The 19492-nt window shown below is 54.6% G+C and carries 13 protein-coding genes; 6 read left to right on the top strand and 7 right to left on the bottom strand.

The window, feature by feature from the left end; all coding sequences use genetic code 11:
- The 4 genes from APU02_RS20820 to APU02_RS20805 form a co-directional block, all read right to left on the bottom strand.
- Nucleotides 1–3233, bottom strand: a 3233-nt coding sequence (locus tag APU02_RS20820; protein ID WP_120714931.1) for an Ig-like domain-containing protein, incomplete at its 3' end; no start/stop codon positions are given.
- An 82-nt stretch (nucleotides 3234–3315) separates the two neighbouring features.
- Complete coding sequence (locus APU02_RS20815; RefSeq protein ID WP_042292970.1) at nucleotides 3316–4620, bottom strand: TolC family outer membrane protein; 1305 nt, start codon at nucleotides 4618–4620, stop codon at nucleotides 3316–3318.
- A gap of 655 nt (nucleotides 4621–5275) precedes the next feature.
- Nucleotides 5276–5767, bottom strand: a complete 492-nt coding sequence (locus APU02_RS20810; protein WP_060571097.1) for a hypothetical protein — start codon at nucleotides 5765–5767, stop codon at nucleotides 5276–5278.
- Nucleotides 5768–6034: 267 nt separating this feature from the next.
- Nucleotides 6035–6802 carry a siderophore-interacting protein gene (locus tag APU02_RS20805; protein ID WP_060571096.1) on the bottom strand — a complete coding sequence of 256 codons (768 nt, stop codon included), beginning with the start codon at nucleotides 6800–6802 and terminating at the stop codon, nucleotides 6035–6037.
- Nucleotides 6803–7028: 226 nt separating this feature from the next.
- Here APU02_RS20805 and APU02_RS20800 point away from each other — a divergent pair, with 226 nt between their 5' ends.
- A complete protein-coding gene (locus tag APU02_RS20800) occupies nucleotides 7029–7703 on the top strand; it encodes a PadR family transcriptional regulator (protein ID WP_060571095.1) in 675 nt (224 codons plus the stop codon).
- Here APU02_RS20800 and APU02_RS20795 read toward each other — a convergent pair.
- Nucleotides 7700–9265, bottom strand: coding sequence for a methyl-accepting chemotaxis protein (locus APU02_RS20795; protein WP_060571094.1), 1566 nt, complete (start codon nucleotides 9263–9265; stop codon nucleotides 7700–7702). The genes APU02_RS20800 and APU02_RS20795 overlap by 4 nt on opposite strands.
- Before the next feature lie 332 nt (nucleotides 9266–9597).
- Nucleotides 9598–11118, bottom strand: coding sequence for a PAS domain-containing methyl-accepting chemotaxis protein (locus APU02_RS20790; protein ID WP_060571093.1), 1521 nt, complete (start codon nucleotides 11116–11118; stop codon nucleotides 9598–9600).
- A gap of 430 nt (nucleotides 11119–11548) precedes the next feature.
- Here APU02_RS20790 and ygjG point away from each other — a divergent pair, with 430 nt between their 5' ends.
- Nucleotides 11549–12928, top strand: coding sequence for a putrescine aminotransferase (ygjG, locus tag APU02_RS20785; RefSeq protein WP_167333872.1), 1380 nt, complete (start codon nucleotides 11549–11551; stop codon nucleotides 12926–12928).
- Nucleotides 12929–13141: 213 nt separating this feature from the next.
- The gene (locus APU02_RS20780) at nucleotides 13142–15160 is read left to right on the top strand and encodes an NADPH-dependent 2,4-dienoyl-CoA reductase (protein WP_060571092.1); all 2019 of its coding nucleotides are present in this window, start codon (nucleotides 13142–13144) and stop codon (nucleotides 15158–15160) included.
- A gap of 78 nt (nucleotides 15161–15238) precedes the next feature.
- Here the strand turns inward: APU02_RS20780 and rlmG are convergent, their stop codons facing one another.
- Nucleotides 15239–16375, bottom strand: coding sequence for a 23S rRNA (guanine(1835)-N(2))-methyltransferase RlmG (rlmG, locus tag APU02_RS20775; protein ID WP_042292930.1), 1137 nt, complete (start codon nucleotides 16373–16375; stop codon nucleotides 15239–15241).
- An 86-nt stretch (nucleotides 16376–16461) separates the two neighbouring features.
- On the opposite strand from rlmG, the gene APU02_RS20770 reads away from it, so the two are divergent.
- The 3 genes from APU02_RS20770 (at nucleotide 16462) to APU02_RS20760 (ending at nucleotide 19272) form a co-directional block, all read left to right on the top strand.
- Nucleotides 16462–16965, top strand: a complete 504-nt coding sequence (locus APU02_RS20770) for a M48 family metallopeptidase (RefSeq protein ID WP_042292980.1) — start codon at nucleotides 16462–16464, stop codon at nucleotides 16963–16965.
- A 69-nt stretch (nucleotides 16966–17034) separates the two neighbouring features.
- Nucleotides 17035–18033, top strand: a complete 999-nt coding sequence (locus tag APU02_RS20765; protein WP_060571091.1) for a Gfo/Idh/MocA family oxidoreductase — start codon at nucleotides 17035–17037, stop codon at nucleotides 18031–18033.
- Nucleotides 18034–18306: 273 nt separating this feature from the next.
- Nucleotides 18307–19272, top strand: coding sequence for a TerC family protein (locus APU02_RS20760; RefSeq protein WP_060571090.1), 966 nt, complete (start codon nucleotides 18307–18309; stop codon nucleotides 19270–19272).
- The last annotated feature ends 220 nt before the right edge of the window (nucleotides 19273–19492 follow it).

The following is a 19492-nucleotide window of genomic DNA, read 5'->3' as shown; positions in this document are numbered from 1 at the left end:
ACGGTGTTGATGGTCACCACCGGCGCGGCAGTGTCGACGGTCAGGGTATGGCTGGCCGAACCGGTATTACCGGCGGCGTCTGCCACGCTGGCCGTCACTGCCCCCGTTGTGATGGAGGCCACGTCCGCTGCCGGGACGGTGACGCTCCAGCTGCCGTTGGCCTGTACCTGGGTGGTGTAGCCGGTGCCGCCAATCGTCACGGTCACCGTCTGACCCGCCGGAGCGGTGGTAGTGCCGCCGATCAGCAGATCCGCCTGCGCTTCGGTGGCGTTCAGGATATCGTCTGCCGCGATGGTGCTGATGGTGATCACCGGCGCGTGGGAGTCCAGGGTGACGGTATGGCTCGCACTGGCCGTGTTGCCACTGACGTTAGTCACGCTTACGCCAATCTGTTCGCGGCTGTCGGTCAGTAAATCCATCGCCGATGACGGTACAGTCACGCGCCAGGAACCGTCCGCCTGAACCTGTGCCGTAAAAGTCTGGTCAGCGAATTTCACCACCACAGTTTGACCCGCTTCCACGCCCTGAGTTTGCCCTGAAAGCAGCAGGTCTGCGCCTTTCTCCGCGGCGTTAATGAGATCGTCTGCGGCAACGGTATTGATCGTAATTGCCACCGGATCAAGATCCAGCTCAACCGGATGATCAACGGACACGGGGTTGCCCCAGCCATCCTGTGCGCTGGCCGTTACGGTCAGTTGTCCTGCGTTCCAGTTTTGCAAGTCGCTTGCCGGAACACCAATCTGCCAACCCCCGTTGCTGCTCACCACCGCCTGATAATTCACGTTATTGATAGACACCGTGACCAGTGTACCCGCCGCCAGATGGCTGCTGCTACCGCTCACCACCAGATCCTGATGGTGTTCGATGGCATTAACAATGTCGTCGCCAGAAAGCGTATTTATACGCAGGCCCGGCAGCGACGCATTAATGCTGATATCGCGATCGCCGGTCCCGGTATTGCCGTGACTGTTGGTTACGGAAGCGGTAAAGGTGAGGTCGCCATCGCCAAAGTGTTGCAGGTCGTTGGCCGGAATGGTCACCTTCCAGCTCAGATCATTTTCCACGGTAGCGCTGTAGCTTTTTCCGCCGACCTGAACGGTGACCGTATCGCCCGCCGCGGCATGGATGACACGACCGCTTAAAATCTGGTCGCTTTGCGTTTCCGCGTGGTTCACCAGGTTGTCGGTGGCGAAGTGATTAATGACCACCTGCGGCAGCACCGTGTCGACGAGGAAGGATGCGCTGGTCGTGCCGCTGTTACCGGTGGCGTCCGTGCCGCTAACGGTGACATGATAGAGGGTATTGGCAAGGTTCAGTACATCAGAAACCGGCACCTGAACAGACCAGACGCCACCGTTGACCGTTGCGGTATAGGCGATATTGTTGAGCATCACGGTCAGGGTGCTACCGTCCGCGAGAGTACTGGCGCCGCTTAAGGTCAGCGGCTGCATCGACTCCTGGGCGTTAAGTACGTTGTCCTGGCTAATAGTATCGACGGTGATCCCGACGGCCAGGCTGTTGAGAGTCACATCGTGGGTGGCTGTGCTGGTATTGCCCGCCGCATCGGTCACCGTCACGGTAATGGTGTGCTGCCCGTTGCTCATGGAATTAAACAACGAGGCCGGAACGCCCACGCTCCAGCTGCCGTCTGCCTGTACCACGCCAGTAAAGGTCTGATCACCAAACTGAACGGTCACGACGTCGCCGGGCGCGGCGCCGTTCGCCATTCCTGAAATCAGTTGAGCGACATCCTGCTCATCATCATTAAGGATATTATCGCCAGCTACGGGATTGACCGTCAGGATCGGCGCGGTGGTGTCGACAGTCAGTTGATCGGAGAAATCCGCCGCGTTCCCGGCTTTATCGCTCACTGAAACCGTCAAAGAATGGTCGCCATTCGCCAGCGCCTGTACGTCTGCGGCGTCCACCGTCAGCGCCCAGGTCCCCTCGTTCGTCACAAGGGCGGTATAGGTTTGGCCGTTCAGCGTCAGTGTGACCGTCTGCCCGGCTTCGGCAGTGGTTTTTCCGCTTAATGCCAGGGACGCGTTGTGCTCAACGGCATTGAGGATCTGATCAACGGCGATGCTATCCATCGACAGCAGCGGCGCCTGTGTGTCGACAGCAATCACCTGAGTGCCCGTCACCGTATTGCCCGCCGCATTCTGACCGCTTACGCTCACCGTCCAGCTCCCGTCAGCCAACGCAGCGGCATCCGCCGCCGGGACGTTGATCTGCCACTCCCCGTTCGCGTCGACGCGGGTGAGATAGCTTTTACCGTTTAGCGTGACGGTCAGTTGCGTGCCCTGCGCCAGATGACTGCTACTGCCTGACAGCGTAAACCCGGCAGACTGTTCACTGGCGTTAATCACATTATCGTTAGCCGTTGTCGCCAGCGTGAGGGTTGCCTGCGTGGTATCGACATTGACCGTAATATTGCCCGCTGAGGTGGACTCGCTACCGTTGATTTGCACGACAGACCAGGTATGTACGCCGTCGGTCTGCGTGGGCAGCAGTACCGTCCAGACCCCATTTGCATCGACCATTGTACTGGCGATGGTGTTGCCGTTGCTGTCTTTGATTTGAATTGTCGCGCCCGGATGGCCGGTCCCGCTGAAGGTCGGCGTGTTATCGTCGGTCGTGGCATTGGCGGTCAGACCGCCCTGTTTGTCGCCCTGATTATCGGTGACCATGTAGGTTGGCGTATTTTTGGTGTTATCAACGGTTTCAGTTTCGGTCACTGTGACTGTTTTCGTTTCACCGCCGTCATCATTAGCCAGCAGCGCGCCAATCGCGCCGCCGCCCAACGCGGCACCAGCCAGCCATGCCCACGGAAAATCATTCTCTTCGCTGGCGGCTTCCGCCATCAACGGTTCGATGCTGTCGATCGGCGTCGCATGCGCCGTCAGCTCAACCGCGTCCAGGCTGGCAACATTGCCCACATCGTCAAAGGTCACGTGGGTCAGTCCCGTTTCATCATTGAAAACCAGTTCAGAGTGCAGTTTCGACTCGGGATCTTCGGTGAAATAGCCGCTGCAACGAATCACGCTGCCGTCTTTCATGTAGATCAGCAGGTCGTTGCCCTGGCGGACGTAGCGGGCCACATCCTGAGCGGAACCGAGGATTTCGATCACGGAAGCGCCGGATACTGCGACGGAAAGGTTGCCTTCGCCCGACAGGACGGTTTTTTTCGCGGTGTGACGATTGATAATGTTTGCGGTTTTTAATGTATTCATAGTCTGGCTCATAAAGGTCAGTTAATCAGTACTACGCTTGCGGGTCGCGTCCCTGAGGTCATGGTGCTGCGAGTAAAATGGATTAGAGATCGGGCAATTTTTTAGATGCCTGTTTTTCAATCCCGATAAGGGGCAACAGGTTGTCGACTGCCGTCGCGTACTGAATGGCGGCGCTCCAGCCGTCGTATTCAGCATTAATGCGTGAAGATTGCGCCTGCCAGACGTCCTGTTCGACGCTCAGCAGGTCGTTGATGCTTTTTTTGCTCAGGGTGTATTCGTTTTTGTAAACGCTGCGGGTTTGCATGGCGTTAACCAGCTGGAATTTGCCGGCATCTTCACGACCGCGTGCGCCTTTCCAGTCCGCCATTGCCGATGAGGCTTTTTGCAGAATGTCAAATCGCGCTTTTTCTTCTTCTGAAGCGGCCATCGCCTTTGCCCCCTGCGCCTGATCAACGCGCGCGGAAACCGCACCACCCTGATACAGCGGCGCATCCACGCTGAGCTGGATTTGATCGTCCCAGTAGCCGCGATTGTCAGATTCATAACGGGTGCGTCCCGCTTTCAGGCTGAGCGTGGGCAGATGTTGGGCTTTCGCCCGATCAATGCCGTGCTGTGCGGATGTCACCATCGCGCGTGCGGACAGCACGGCAGGGATTCTGGAATAATCGATATCGTCAACGGCGACCTGTTTGGCTTCCAGGTTCTCCGGCAGACGGGCGTAACGATGGGCGCTGATACCGGTCTGTACCGCCAGCACCGCTTTCGCTTTTTGCAACGCGGCGTCGTACTGCTCCAGCGTCGCTCGCATCCCGGCAATGCGGGTCTGGGTTTGCAGATCGTCAGAGGTCGAGCTAAGACCTGCGCCAGCGCGCAGTTGCGCCAGATGCTGAATTTTCTCCAGCGCGGCGATGTTCTCCCGCGCCGCATTCACTAAGGCGCTATAGCGTTTCACTTCGACATAACCCTGCGCGGCTTTTTCCGCCACTTCCGAAAGGGTCGCCATCAACTGATAGCGATAACTTTCGTATTGCGCTTCCGACTGGGCAATAGCGCTATTGGTTTTACCAAAGTCATACACTAATTGCGTAACGGTAATTCCCCAGGCTGCGGAATTATTTAACGAACCACTGGAATCCGTTGTCTGGCTGTGACCGGTACTCGCCGTTAAGCCAATTTGCGGCATCCAGCCGCTTTTCGCCTCTTTTGTCATTGCCTGGCCGATTCCCATTTGCGCGGCCTGACGGCTAATTGCCGGGTCGCGATCTAAAGCAAATAAAATACTTTCTTTCAGATTCGTCTCTTCAACATTCGCTAATGCCGCGAAGCAAGAAACAGAAGCGCCGCAAAGTGCAAGAGTTAACGTCACCAATGAAAAAACAAAACGCATACTCACAACATATATCCTAATTAAAATGGCTTTCTTCAGGCTGACCGATGCCTCCACACTTTTCTTTTTCAGAGCGATATGGAAAATAACGAAGCCTGCTATGAGATATGCCCTTATCAATGTGTTTTCAGCGCATTCCGCTGAATTTAACGGTCAGTCTCCCCTGAGCTTAAATAATGCCCACACTGATAACGACATATACCTGTCCGTGACAAACAAAGTTGAAAAACGTCATCATCACTACGTCTGTATGACATTTTCCAGCGTCCAGAAAAGACACTTTCCCGGGTATTCAGGGTAAGCGTTACCTATCGCTGGCATCACGGGTTGAAGAATATTCTGAGGTGTCGGGGTAAACGAGGAAAGAAAAATAACCTTAATTCATCTTAAATGATTTCTGATTGTAACCATGAAGAACTAAAACTAATAAAAACAAGAACATGATATTTCAACCAAAGATCTTAAACACTCTGAAAAGCCCTTTACTTGCTGAAATTTTGAACTAAAAAGCCATGGGGTGCGCAGAGATTCATCAGTATTGTTCATCCTTGACTAAAATTAAACCGGATCAGTTTTCAGATGAATAACAAATTAGAAACAATATTATTCCAATCAGTTAGCATCCATGCCGAGGTGAGCGTGTTAATGCGGGAAATCAGGAAGGGAGTAAAACGGTGTGGTTTTTCCGCTTACAGGTGAAAAGAAAGCGGTCGTACTTTTCGATCATCATTTGCGACTTGATGCCTATTTTGTCGCGATAGTCGTTGTATTCCGAGCCTTCAGAGAGCAGGAATGCGTATATTGTATAATTAAGTTCGATGATCGAAGAAATGAATTCACGTTTCGCCAGCTCTATCGTTTCATCATGCAGGCGATAGTCGGTATCGTTAAATTTTTCAGCCTGCTCCATGCGATGTGAGATTTGATGAATAATCGCCGGATGCAAATAGTACTGCGTACAGCCCACTGTTTCTTCATAGGGCCAAACGTGAAGAATCTCCTCAATAATACGCTGGTCACGCATTCGCTGTTCGGACAACAGATTATTCGTACTAAACGGCGACGTCAGCAAATAGCGAATTGAAAGAAAAAGAAAGGTGCCAATGCTTAATGCACACAGCAACATGAAGACTTTTGTGTAGAACATGATATAGCGAGTCAGTAATTTTGGAAAAGCTATCCTAACGGCAGTCGCGATGGATTTATAGTTTTTTGGAACTGAAAAGTCCTAAATTTTCCAGTTAATGTGAAAATAATAAAACGTTACGGTAAACGGTCGGCTAAATTACCCCCATTATTTAGGATAATCTTAATGGCAGAACGAAATATCCTGGCGAATTTTCTGACATCGGCTTTTTGCCGGGTGGTGCGAAAACACCTTACCCGGCCTGCAACAATGGGGCCACGGACGGCCTTATTTTCGATGCCAGTAGGCCGCCGCGCGCACCAACTGCGGGTCAAACGCATCACTTTCGAAACGGCGGCTGAGGTTTTTGACCACCTTTCCTTCTCCGGTGACCCAGATAAAGTAATCTGCCGCTGGCACCGACAATTGCGCCAGTCGCGCATCAATCGCCTGCTCGTCGTGCGCCAGCCATTCGATGTTGAACCCGTCAAGATGCGCCAGGTAATCCCGATAAGCAGGATCGTTGACGCTCACCAGCGCGGTCACCGACGGCCTGACCGGCAAGCGGCTGAGCGCTTCCAGACGCCGACGCAGCGCGGGCATACCTGACTCATCGCAAACATAAACCTGGTATGCATAATCCTCCGGCACCACCAGCGAACCACGCGGCCCGCCGATGGTCAGCGTATCCCCTTCGCGAGCCTGCATCGCCCAACGGCTCGCCACGCCGCCATCGTGAATGAAGAAATCCAGCGCCAGTTCATGACGCGCTTCATCGTAAAGCGGCGTGTAGTCACGGGACGCCGGGCGTGCGCCCTCTCCCCAGACAATGCCTTCGTCAGTGACCGTTGGAGGGACAAACGGAGCGCCAGCCTGGGGGAAAAAGACTTTCGTGTGATCGTCAAAGCCGTGTGAGCAAAAGCCTTTCAGCGCGTCGCCGCCCAGTACAATGCGTTGAAAGCCTGCGCTGATACGTTCCGCGCGCAAAACGGTAAGTTCGCGAAAACGCAATTCGTTGCGCACGCGTTGAGGATAACGTGAGGTGATGTCGGTCATGTCGCTGCCTTCGTGAAATAATCAGATATATCGAATTTAATTTCCAAATGATAATGATTGCTAATCAAGATGATTGCAAGCGATTTTTCGATACTGGTTTATACTGCCTCACCTGCCATAAATAAACATTAAATTCAATAGATTATAAAATTTTCATTGCACAGCTTGCCAAAATCAAGAGTTTAGATATAAATTAGATATATCTAATAAACATCAGGAGAAACCTATGCGACATCATCACGAGGGTTGCTGCAACGGCGAAGGAGAGCATCATGAGGGTTGCTGTTCCGGCGAAGGTCGCCACCAGGGCGGCTGTCACAGCGAAGGTCATCATCACGGCGGATGTAATGGCGAAGGTCATCAACACGGCGGGTGTAACGGCGAAAGTCATCATCACGGCGGGTGTGGGCAACGTCATGGCAGAGGCGGTGGAAGACGCCAACGCTTCTTCGGACATGGCGAGCTGCGTCTGGTGATTCTGGATATCCTCTCCCGTGAGGCCAGTCATGGCTACGAGCTGATCAAAGCTATCGAAAATTTGACTCAAGGGAACTATACCCCCAGCCCGGGCGTGATCTATCCAACGCTCGATTTTTTACAGGAGCAGGCGCTTATCACCATTAGCGAAGAAGACGGCGGACGGAAGAAAATCACCCTTACCGCGTCCGGCGCACAATGGCTGGAGGAGAACCAGGAACACCTCGGACACATTCAGGCGCGGATCACAGCGCGTAATGTTGGCGCGGAACTGCGTAAGAATCCGCAGATGAAGCGGGCGCTGGACAATTTCAAGGCGGTGCTGGACCTGAAAGTGAATCAAGGGAATCTCAGCGACGCGCAGTTAAAACAGATCACTGGCGTGATCGACCGCGCGGCGCTGGAAATCACTCAACTGGATTAAGCTGGCTGCGCGTCGTCTTCCCTGACACGGAACACTTTCACCAGCTCTTTTAAGTGAAGCGCCTGCTCATTCAGTGACGCTGCCGCGGAAACGGACTCCTCCACCAGACAGGAGTTCTGTTGCGTGGTGGCGTCGATCAGGCCAATCGCGCTGTTGATCTGCGAAATTCCGTCGGTCTGTTCGCGACTGGCCTGGCCGATTTCCCGCAGGATCACGTCCATTTCCTCAACATTGCTCACCATACCGTTGATTAGCGCATTCGCTTTTTCGACCAGCAGCATTCCCTCCTGAGTCTGACCGGTGGAATCTTCAATCAGATTACGGATCTCGCTGGCGGACGAAGCGCTTTTCTGCGCCAACTGCCGCACTTCACCCGCCACTACCGCGAACCCACGCCCGTGTTCACCCGCACGCGCCGCTTCTACCGCAGCGTTCAACGCCAGTATGTTGGTCTGGAAGGCAATAGAGTCAATCAGATTGATGATGTCGGACATGCGGTTAGCGGTTTCATTTATGACGCGCATTTTTTGCGTGACCTGATTCATCATTTCACCGTTGTTTTTCACTACGGTCGCCGCCCCCGCAGAGAGCTTCGTCGCTTCTCCGGTATGTTCCGCTGTGTTTTTCACCGTCGCGGTGATCTGTTCCATCGACGCGGCAGTTTGTTCAACCGAGCTGGCCTGCTCTTCGGTACGCGCCGCCAGATCCTGGTTGCCAGCCACAATCTGCGCCGCCGCGCTGGAAATATTCTCCGAGCCGTTTTGTACCTCCTGCACAATCTCTTGCAGGCGGTTTTTCATGGTCATCAGCGCCTGCAGCAATACGCCGGTTTCGTCCCGCTGTTCGCAGGCGATAGTGCGGGTCAGGTCGCCCTCGGCGATCGCTTCGGCAAACTGGACAGCGTCGTCCAGCGGTCGGGTAATGGAACGCACGATGTACAGCCCCATAACGCAGCCAGCGACAATGCCTGCCAGCGCCAGGGCGACAAGCAGGATCCGGTTGGCTTTAAAATCGCTCTCCACTTGCTCGCCTGCTTTTAGCATCTGCGCGTCTTCTATGGCGATCAACGCCATAACTTTATCTTTATACGCCTGCTGCACGTTTACCGTGGTGGTCATCATCTCCTGCATTGCCGCCTGACGGTTGTGACTTTGCACCGCCGCCTGGATACGGTGCTGCGAGGCAAGATACTGCTCACGCACGTCGCGAATGTCTGCTATCACCGTTTTCGATTTATCGTCGAGCGGCGCCGCGCTTAGCTCGTCCAGCAGAAGGCTAATCTGCTGGCTTATCGCGTCGAGCCGGGCCTGCGAAGCCCCTGTCCAACGCCCTTCTTCATCCATCAGCATCAGTTGTTGCGTGCTGACATACTCCTGAAAATTGTCGATAAGTTTGTTGGCTTTTACCGTGATCGGATAATCGTCGGTCAGGATGTTTTGCATACCACGATTCGCACGATCCAGGCTAAATATCGACAAACCGGAACTCACCATCATCAGCACAATAAACAAACCAAACGCGATAAATAACTTTGAACGAATTTTCACGTTACGCAAAAACATATTTCCCCTCCCGGAGATCGTTTTTCTCAGATAGCATTTCTTATCGGTCGGAATCTCAGTAACTTTATGATATTGATCAGTTTTTATTTTAAACGCTTTCTGATAAATCGCTTTTAACGATGAATAACGGTAGACCGATCGTTATATAAGCGTTTTTTATGCTTTCGTGAAATGCGGAAAACCGCCGAGCGACAACGAGGATAAAAATAACTATCTCACCCTTATGGGTTAATATTTAATATAAATTTAACATTAAATTTACAAAACGCTCACCCATTACGGTAAGCGTTGGCAGAAAAAAGAAGAGGCAGAGATGTGAAGAAATGAGGAAATTAATGCAGTACCGTCACGGCATCTTCCAGACGGCTGGCGCGGTGTTTGACCATAGCGGATACCTGCGCGCTTTCTTCAACCAGCTCGGCATTTTTCTGGGTGATGTGGTTAAGCTCATCCACCGCGCGGGTCAGGCTGCTCAGCCCGTCGGCCTGTTCCGACGTCGCATGACTGATTTGCGCAATCAGTTGGGTGACGTTTTGCACCTGCGAAACAATGTCATCAATGGTGCGTCCTGCGGCGTGAACCTGCTGCGAACCGGACTGAACTTTGTCCGCGCTGGCGTCAATTAACTTACGGATGTCGTTCGCCGCACTGGCGCTGCGGCTGGCCAGATGGCGTACTTCTCCCGCCACGACGGCGAACCCTTTTCCTTGCTCGCCCGCACGCGCCGCCTCCACCGCCGCGTTAAGCGCGAGGATATTGGTCTGGAAAGCGATGTCGTTTATCAGCGTGGTGATGGTGCCTATCCGCTGGGTGCTGTTGGCGATGTCATCCATCGTTTTGATCACCGTATCCATGGCTTCACCACCCTGAGTCGCTGCGCTGCTGGCGGCGCTCGACAGTTTGTCGGCAGCGGAGGCGGTTTCGGAGTTCTGCTTAACCGAAGCGGCCATCTGGTTCATGGTAGCAACCGTTTGTTGCACGTTATCAACCGTCTGGCGGGTGTGTTTATTCAGATCGTCATTGCCTTTCGCCAGCGTTTCGCTGCCGTTACGTACGCTCGACACCTGACTTGAGACATCGTTGATGAGCCAGCGGCACATCAGCCCAAGTTGCCCAACCGCGCGCAGCGTCAGTCCCAGTTCGTCACTGCGATTAAGATGCATCACGCTGTTACGCTCCCCGGTCGCGACTTTCAGCGCCTGCTTCGCCACGTTTTCGATCGGACGAACTATTTGTCCTTCAAAGATCGCGGTGCCGGCTCCCAGCGCCAGCGCACTCATCAGATACGCCAGCGCGGGCGCGTCGGAGGCATACAGGCCCGCCGCGACCATCACGAACAACAGCGTCATCACGCCGCGTACCCGCCAGCGCAGCGGCAGAGAAGGGAGTTTTCCCAACCAGCCTTTGCGTACCACCAGCCCTTTGTGAATGCGTCGGGCGCAGCGGTTTTCGTTCAGCGCCTGGTATAAAGGCTCCACCGCGGCGATCTCTTCTTCCGTTGCGCGGGTACGAATCGACATGTAGCCAGTGACCTGCCCTTCGCGAACCATCGGCACCGCGTTGGCGCGAACCCAATAGTGATCGCCGTTTTTACAACGGTTTTTAACAATGCCGCTCCACGGCTCGCCCTGTTTCAGGGTGTACCACATATCGGCAAACGCAGCTTTTGGCATGTCCGGATGACGTACAAGGTTGTGCGGCTGCGCCAACAGCTCATTGAGCGAGTAGCCGCTAACAGTGACGAAAGTATCGTTAGCGTGCGTGATGTAACTGTGCAGATCGGTCGTGGACATGAGCGTCGTATCGTCATCCAGCGGTGTATTTTGCTGGGTAACGTAGAGATGAGAAGACATAGTAGCGTCCTGTGCAGGTTATCTGGTTGTTAACTTCTTGTCAGATGTTATTTCGGCGCTAACGGATTTATCTTTAGTTGTTAAATTTGATTTAGATCGCAATTTGCGATTAAACCTTATTATTTGTACGAATTCCAATTTGTTGATTTTGAATACTTTCGGGATGAAACTATCCGTACCTGCGAGCCCACCCGCACCACCATAGCGCAAAATCCGCCTCTTTTTTGTGCAGCGAGCGGGATCTCTCCTCGTTGTGAACTGATTAAATTCTGCTCAATATGCTACTTTTTGTTAACAAATAAGATTAAATATTGCGCATTTTCCTTATTTCCTCATGTTTATCCCGATTTTCGTCGGCCTCATTGGGATGGCGCAATCCCTGCAATACTTAAATCGGTATCATGTGATACGCGAGCCGCGGGAGCATATTTTGAACAGGTTACCTTCCAGCGCGTCGGCATTAGCCTGCAGCGCACACGCCCTGAATCTCATCGAAAAGCGAACGCTTGACCATGAGGAAATGAAAGCACTAAACCGAGAGGTGATTGATTACTTCAAAGAGCATGTGAATCCGGGTTTTTTAGAGTATCGCAAATCTGTTACCGCCGGCGGGGATTACGGAGCCGTAGAGTGGCAAGCGGGGAGTCTGAATACGCTTGTCGACACCCAGGGTCAGGAATTTATCGACTGTCTGGGTGGGTTCGGCATCTTTAACGTGGGGCACCGTAATCCAGTCGTGGTTTCCGCCGTACAGAATCAACTCGCGAAACAACCCCTGCACAGTCAGGAACTGCTTGATCCTTTGCGGGCGATGCTGGCAAAAACGCTCGCCGCCCTGGCGCCAGGCAAACTGAAATACAGCTTCTTCTCCAACAGCGGTACTGAATCCGTCGAAGCGGCGCTGAAGCTCGCCAAAGCGTACCAGTCGCCGCGCGGTAAGTTCACTTTTATCGCCACCAGCGGCGCGTTCCACGGCAAGTCATTAGGTTCCTTGTCCGCAACGGCGAAATCGACCTTCCGCAAACCGTTTATGCCCCTGCTGCCGGGCTTTCGTCATGTGCCTTTTGGCGATATCAGCGCGATGCGATCGGTCCTTAGCGAGTGCAAAAAGACCGGCGACGACGTGGCGGCGGTGATCCTCGAACCCATTCAGGGAGAAGGCGGCGTGATCCTGCCGCCGCAGGGGTATCTTAGCGCCGTGCGTAAACTGTGCGACGAATTCGGCGCGCTGCTGATTCTGGATGAAGTGCAAACCGGCATGGGGCGCACCGGCAAGATGTTCGCTTGCGAACATGAAAACGTGCAGCCTGACATTCTCTGCCTGGCGAAGGCGCTGGGCGGTGGCGTGATGCCGATTGGCGCAACGATTGCGACCGAAGAGGTCTTTTCGGTACTGTTCGACAACCCGTTCCTGCACACCACCACCTTTGGCGGAAACCCGCTTTCCTGCGCAGCGGCGCTGGCAACCATCAACGTGTTGCTGGAGCAAAACCTGCCCGCTCAGGCAGAGCAGAAAGGCGATATGCTGCTGGACGGTTTCCGCCAGTTGAGCCGTGAATATCCGGATCTGGTGCATGACGCGCGCGGCAAGGGGATGCTGATGGCGATCGAGTTTGTCGACAATGAGATCGGCTACAGCTTCGCCAGCGAGATGTTCCGACAGCGCGTACTGGTTGCCGGCACGCTCAACAACGCGAAAACGATCCGCATTGAGCCACCGCTCACCCTGTCCGTCGAGCAGTGCGAGCAGGTACTGAAAGCCGCGCGTAAAGCGCTGGCGGCGCTACGGGTAAGCGTGGAAGAAGTGTAACGCAACAGTGCCAGGGGGCGGTATGGCCACCCGGCTTACGGGCAAGAAACCAATCCAGGCCGGATAAGCGCTATCCGGCTTTTTTTATCTGCGGTGGCGCTTTTTTGAATCCCATCACAATCATCGCATTCCCCTTTTCCCTTTTACGGCGCGACGGCTAAATTAGTAACTCATCCGACCACATAACAATAATTTTACATACTGGATACTGCTATGAGCTACCCGTCGCTGTTTGCCCCGCTGGATCTTGGCTTTACCACGCTGAAAAACCGCGTGCTGATGGGATCGATGCATACCGGGCTGGAAGAGCACCCCGAGGGGGCTGAACGCCTGGCGGCCTTTTACGCCGAACGCGCACGGCACGGCGTTGCGCTGATTGTGACAGGCGGCATTGCGCCCTCCCTGTCCGGGGTGGCGCTGAAGGGCGGCGCGACGCTTAACGATGCCTGTCAGTTGCCGCAGCATCGCGTAGTCACTGACGCAGTGCACAATGAGGGCGGCAAAATAGCCCTGCAAATTTTGCACACCGGGCGCTACAGCTATCAGCCGCAGCTGGTCGCTCCCTCCGCGATTCAGGCGCCGATCAACCGTTTTACGCCCCATGCGCTGTCTCATGATGAGATACTGCAATTGATTGAGGACTTTGCGCACTGCGCGCAGCTGGCGCGCGAAGCGGGGTATGACGGCGTAGAGGTGATGGGGTCGGAAGGCTATCTGATTAACGAATTTCTCGCCCTGCGCACCAATCAGCGCGACGACCAGTGGGGCGGAGAATACGCCAACCGCATGCGTTTTGCGGTGGAGGTGGTGCGTGCGGTACGCCAGCGTGTCGGCAACGATTTTATTATTATCTATCGTCTGTCGATGCTGGATCTGGTGGAAAATGGCAGCACCTTTGAGGAGACCGTCCAGCTGGCAAAGGCCATTGAAGCCGCGGGCGCGACAATCATCAACACCGGCATTGGCTGGCACGAAGCGCGTATTCCCACCATCGCCACGCCGGTACCGCGCGGCGCCTTCAGTTGGGTGACTCGCAAGCTGAAGGGGCATGTCTCTGTACCGTTAGTGACCACCAACCGTATTAACGATCCGCAGGTCGCCGATGCGATCCTCGCGCGCGGCGATGCCGACATGGTATCGATGGCGCGTCCATTTCTGGCCGATGCCGGGATCCTGTCAAAAGCGCAGTCGGGACGTGCGGATGAGATCAACACCTGCATCGGCTGCAATCAGGCCTGTCTGGATCAAATCTTCGCCGGAAAAGTCACCTCGTGTCTGGTCAACCCACGCGCGTGTCACGAAACCCAAATGCCGGTTCTGCCTGCGCTGCAGGCAAAAAACCTGGCGGTAGTCGGTGCGGGTCCGGCAGGGCTGGCCTTTGCCATCAACGCGGCGTCGCGCGGTCATCACGTCACGCTGTTCGATGCCCTGGGCGAGATCGGCGGGCAGTTTAACATTGCCAAACAGATCCCCGGCAAAGAGGAGTTTTACGAAACGCTACGCTATTACCGGCGGATGATCGACGTTACAGGCGTTACGCTGCAGCTGAACCACGTTGTCAGCGCGGACGACCTTCAGGCCTTTGACGAGGTGATCCTCGCCAGCGGGATCGAACCGCGCAGACCGCCAATTGAAGGCATCGATCATCCTTCAGTATTAACCTATCTCGACGTGCTGCGTGATAAAGCGCCGGTGGGCAACCGGGTTGCGATCGTTGGTTGCGGCGGTATCGGCTTTGATACCGCGATGTATTTAAGCCAGCCTGGCGAACCGACCAGCCAGAACATTGCCGATTTTTGCGTGGAATGGGGCATCGACACCAGCCTGAAACAGGCCGGCGGATTACGTCCGGAAGGGCCGCATCTCCCGCGCAGTCCGCGCCAGATCGTGATGCTCCAGCGTAAAGCCAGTAAACCCGGCGACGGGCTGGGGAAAACCACCGGCTGGATCCATCGCGCCACGCTGCTCGCGCGTGGGGTGAAAATGATCCCTGCGGTGAGTTATCAACGGATCGACGATGACGGGCTGCATCTGCTGATCGGCGGCGAACCGCAGATCCTGAAGGTGGATAACGTCATTATCTGTGCCGGGCAGGAGCCGCGGCGTGAACTGGCCGAACCGCTGTACGCGGCCGGTAAAACGGTGCATTTGATTGGCGGCTGCGATGTGGCGATGGAACTGGACGCTCGCCGCGCCATCGCCCAGGGCACCCGTTTAGCGCTGGCGATTTAAGGCGCTACGCTTACCGGGCCGACGGGATAGCATTCCGATGCGGCCCGGATAAGGCGTTGGCCGTCATCCGGCAATACGTTAACGACGACGTCCCAGTTTCACCGCTTTGAGCACCACGAATTTGTTGTTGGTGGCGACAGTGGCGCAGTTACCGAAAATCTTCTTCAGCTTGTGGAAATAGTCGAGATGCCGGTTGGCGACAATATACAGTTCGCCGTTGATCTTCAGGCAACGGCGGGCGTGATGAAACATCTCCCAGGCGATGTTATCGGTCAGGGCATGCTTTTGGTGGAACGGCGGATTGCAGAAGATGGCGTTAAAACGAAACGGTTCGACGCCAGAAAGGGCGTTGTTGATCATAAACTCGCTGCGATCGACCGCATCCGGCAGGTTGGTTTCTACGTTCAGGCGGCTGGACGCCACCGCCATCGGCGACTCATCAACAAACACCACGCTCGCCTGCGGATTTTTCGCCAGCAAGGTTAAGCCGATCACCCCATTGCCGCAGCCGAGATCGACAATCTCCCCTTCCAGGTTTTCCGGCAGATGCTGCATAAAAAAACGCGCGCCGATGTCCAGCCCGGTACGCGAGAAAACGTTGGCATGGTTATGGATGGTCCAGTCGGTACCGTCCAGCTTCCAGCTCAGGGTGTCCGGGGTGTCGGTCAGCGCAGGTTCGCTGAAGGCGCAGTTGATAAGACGGGCTTTTTTCCATGCCAGCGTGGTGGTGGTCGGTCCCAACACCTTTTCAAACAGTTCCAACGTGGACGTGTGAATATCCCGGGCTTTTGCGCCAGCGATAATTCGCGTTTGTGGGGTAACGACTTTACGCAACGCGCGTAGCTGCTGCTCCAGCAGCGCCAGCGTTTTCGGTACTTTAATCAGCACCACGCCCGGCGCCTGCGGATACGCCGCGGTGCTGTCGAGAAACGTAACGCTGGCTTCGCTGATATCGTTATGGCGCAGGTTTTCCCGCGTCGCCAGCTCGCTCAGATATGAGTCGCCAATGCTGTACGGCGTGTGCGCCGCCAGCGCACAACTCAGCGCGCCAAAGGCGTCATTCAGGATCAGCACCGGGCCGCGAATTTCCGTATCGTCCAACTGTTGCAGCAGATACTCGTCCGCCGCTTCCCACGCCAGCAGTGGGTTAACGTCATCCGTCTGGGGAAAACGTTTTAATGTCAGTGAACGGAAACCGTTGTCTGTGTGGCTCATCGGCCCTCCTGAATGGTAAAATTTCGGCTTGTCCCTGAAAAGGGTGCGTGAGTATACAACATTTTCATTCAATGGCGTGGACCGTAATGAACCAACTGCCTTATCTCCAGGGTTACCCTGAACATTTGCTTTCTCAGGTGCGCACGCTGATTGCCGAACAACGACTGGGGGCGGTGCTGGAAAAGCGTTATCCCGGCACGCATGACTTCGCCACCGATAAGGCGCTCTGGCAGTACACCCAGGACCTGAAAAGCCAGTTCCTGCGCAGCGCCCCGCCGATCAATAAAGTGATGTATGACAATAAGATCCATGTGCTGAAAAACGCGCTGGGGCTGCATACCGCCGTGTCGCGGGTGCAGGGCGGTAAACTGAAAGCGAAAGCGGAAATCCGGGTCGCCACCGTGTTTCGCCATGCGCCGGAGCCGTTTTTGCGCATGATCGTGGTGCACGAACTGGCGCATCTCAAAGAAAAAGAGCACAGCAAGGCGTTTTACCAGCTCTGCTGTCATATGGAGCCGCATTATCACCAGTTGGAATTCGATACCCGGCTTTGGCTGACGGCGCTTTCAATCAGGGAAACTGCGCGGTAGCGCACTGGCTTTGACACGTGGGCATGCTACATTGTCGGCAGATACCTTTTATGGAGCCAGAACGCGTTTATGATACGTTTCGCAGTGATTGGCACGAACTGGATCACCCGCCAGTTTGTCGATGCCGCCCATGAGACCGGCAAATATAAGCTCACCGCCGTTTATTCCCGCAGCCTCGAGCAGGCGCAAACCTTCGCCAATGATTACCTCGTCGAGCATCTTTTTACCTCGCTGGACGCGATGGCGCAGAGCGATGCCATTGACGCTGTGTATATTGCCAGCCCGAACTCGCTGCACTTCCCACAAACACAGCTTTTTCTGAGTCATAAGAAACATGTGATTTGCGAAAAACCGCTGGCGTCGAACCTGGCGGAAGCGGAAGCCGCAATTGCCTGCGCGCGGGAAAATCAGGTGGTGCTGTACGAGGCGTTCAAAACCGCCAGCCTGCCGAATTTCCTGCTGCTCCAGCAATCGTTGCCGAAAGTGGGCAAAATGCGTAAAGCGTTTCTTAACTACTGCCAGTACTCCTCGCGCTATCAACGTTATCTGGATGGAGAAAACCCAAACACCTTTAATCCCGCCTTTTCTAACGGCTCCATCATGGACATCGGCTTTTATTGCCTGGCGTCAGCGGTAGCGCTGTGGGGCGAACCGCACGGCGTGCAGGCGACAGCCAGCCTGCTGGACAGCGGCGTCGATGCGCACGGCGTGGTGGTGATGGATTACGGCGATTTCAGCGTAACGTTGCAGCATTCGAAAGTCAGTGATTCCGTTATCGACAGTGAAATTCAGGGTGAAGCGGGCGCACTGGTTGTCGAAAAGATATCCGAATGCCAGAAAGTGTGCTTCGTGCCGCGCGGCGGGAAATCGCAGGACCTCACCCAACCTCAGCACATCAATACTATGCTGTATGAGGCAGAGGTTTTTGCAGCACTGGTAGAAACCAATGAAGTGAACCATCCCGGGCTGTCGGTCAGTCGCGTGACCGCCAAACTGCTTACGGAAATTCGCCGCCAGACCGGCGTGATTTTCCCGGCGGATGATGTCAGCCACGCGACCCCTGCGTAAAACATTGTAAAACAGATGTTACAGGCCATTGACGAAATGCGTGGCCTGTCATATTTTGTAACCTGCAAAGGGGAGTAACTTCATTGTCGGTTGATCGTCATTACGATGTGTGAAAAACCACATCCGGTCACCGGGCAACCAAACAGGAATGCGACAACGTATTCCTGTTTTGTTGTAAGTGAGACCTTGCCGGAAGGCGAGGTCTATGCATATAAAAAGCAGCGGCTGACGTCTTCCGACGTTGGCCGTTTTTTTTATGTGTAAGGAATGTCTATGAATACTGTCGGCACACCGTTGTTATGGAGCGGATTCGCTGTCGTTGTGGTGATTATGCTGGCTATCGACCTCTTGCTTCAGGGGCGTCGTGGCGTACACACGATGACCATGAAGCAAGCGGCAGCCTGGTCCCTCGTCTGGGTTACCCTCTCGTTATTGTTTAATGCCGCGTTCTGGTGGTATCTGGTACAAACTGAAGGACGCGCGGTCGCAGACCCACAGGCGCTCGCCTTCCTCACCGGTTATCTGATTGAAAAATCACTGGCCGTCGATAACGTCTTCGTCTGGCTGATGCTGTTCAGCTACTTCTCGGTCCCCCCTGCGCTGCAGCGTCGGGTGCTGGTCTACGGCGTGCTGGGCGCGATCGTACTGCGTACGATTATGATTTTTGCAGGGACCTGGTTGATTACCCAGTTCGAATGGATGCTGTATGTGTTCGGCGCGTTCCTGCTGTTTACCGGCGTGAAGATGGCGCTGGCGAAAGAGGACGAATCCGGCATTGGCGACAAGCCGCTGGTGCGCTGGCTGCGCGGACATCTGCGAATGACCGATACCATTGAGAACGAGCATTTCTTTGTGCGTAAAAATGGTCTGCTGTACGTGACGCCGCTGATGCTGGTGCTGATCCTCGTGGAGCTGAGCGACGTCATTTTCGCGGTCGACAGTATCCCGGCGATCTTCGCTGTGACGACCGACCCGTTCATCGTACTGACATCGAACCTGTTTGCGATCCTCGGTCTGCGTGCGATGTACTTCCTGTTGGCGGGGGTGGCTGAGCGCTTCTCAATGCTCAAATACGGACTGGCGGTAATACTGGTGTTTATCGGCATTAAGATGCTGATCGTCGACTTCTACCATATCCCGATCGCCATTTCGCTGGGTGTGGTGTTTGGTATTCTGGTTGTTACGCTACTGATCAATGCCTGGGTGAACCACCAGCGTGATAAGCAGCAGCAGGCTTAAATCTGTTATGCCGGGTGGCGGTTTTCCTCCGCCCGGCGCGATCGCTTTTTGTTTATCATGTCACAATTGTGTTAATTATAAGTTATAAAATATGATCACAGCGAAAATTCCAGCATATTTCGCTTCCCGAAGCTTTATCTTTCCTTATACTCGACCATGCAAACACTTTGTTACATCCAGAAAGATGCGCCATCAGAGCGCACAGCGGATGAGCAACATC

Source organism: Citrobacter sp. 50677481 (genome assembly GCF_001463265.1).
In the GTDB taxonomy this organism is placed as follows: domain Bacteria; phylum Pseudomonadota; class Gammaproteobacteria; order Enterobacterales; family Enterobacteriaceae; genus Citrobacter_A; species Citrobacter_A sedlakii.
The sequence above is the reverse complement of the archived record's forward strand: the minus strand, read 5'-3'. Positions and strand labels throughout refer to the sequence as shown.

Excerpts from the sequence above, each read along its gene's own strand:
- APU02_RS20815 (WP_042292970.1), bottom strand. The coding sequence starts at position 4,620 with ATGCGTTTTGTTTTTTCATTGGTGACGTTAACTCTTGCACTTTGCGGC.
- APU02_RS20810 (WP_060571097.1), bottom strand. The coding sequence starts at position 5,767 with ATGTTCTACACAAAAGTCTTCATGTTGCTGTGTGCATTAAGCATTGGC.
- APU02_RS20805 (WP_060571096.1), bottom strand. The coding sequence starts at position 6,802 with ATGACCGACATCACCTCACGTTATCCTCAACGCGTGCGCAACGAATTG.
- APU02_RS20800 (WP_060571095.1), top strand. The coding sequence starts at position 7,029 with ATGCGACATCATCACGAGGGTTGCTGCAACGGCGAAGGAGAGCATCAT.
- APU02_RS20795 (WP_060571094.1), bottom strand. The coding sequence starts at position 9,265 with ATGTTTTTGCGTAACGTGAAAATTCGTTCAAAGTTATTTATCGCGTTT.
- APU02_RS20790 (WP_060571093.1), bottom strand. The coding sequence starts at position 11,118 with ATGTCTTCTCATCTCTACGTTACCCAGCAAAATACACCGCTGGATGAC.
- APU02_RS20780 (WP_060571092.1), top strand. The coding sequence starts at position 13,142 with ATGAGCTACCCGTCGCTGTTTGCCCCGCTGGATCTTGGCTTTACCACG.
- rlmG (WP_042292930.1), bottom strand. The coding sequence starts at position 16,375 with ATGAGCCACACAGACAACGGTTTCCGTTCACTGACATTAAAACGTTTT.
- APU02_RS20770 (WP_042292980.1), top strand. The coding sequence starts at position 16,462 with ATGAACCAACTGCCTTATCTCCAGGGTTACCCTGAACATTTGCTTTCT.
- APU02_RS20765 (WP_060571091.1), top strand. The coding sequence starts at position 17,035 with ATGATACGTTTCGCAGTGATTGGCACGAACTGGATCACCCGCCAGTTT.
- APU02_RS20760 (WP_060571090.1), top strand. The coding sequence starts at position 18,307 with ATGAATACTGTCGGCACACCGTTGTTATGGAGCGGATTCGCTGTCGTT.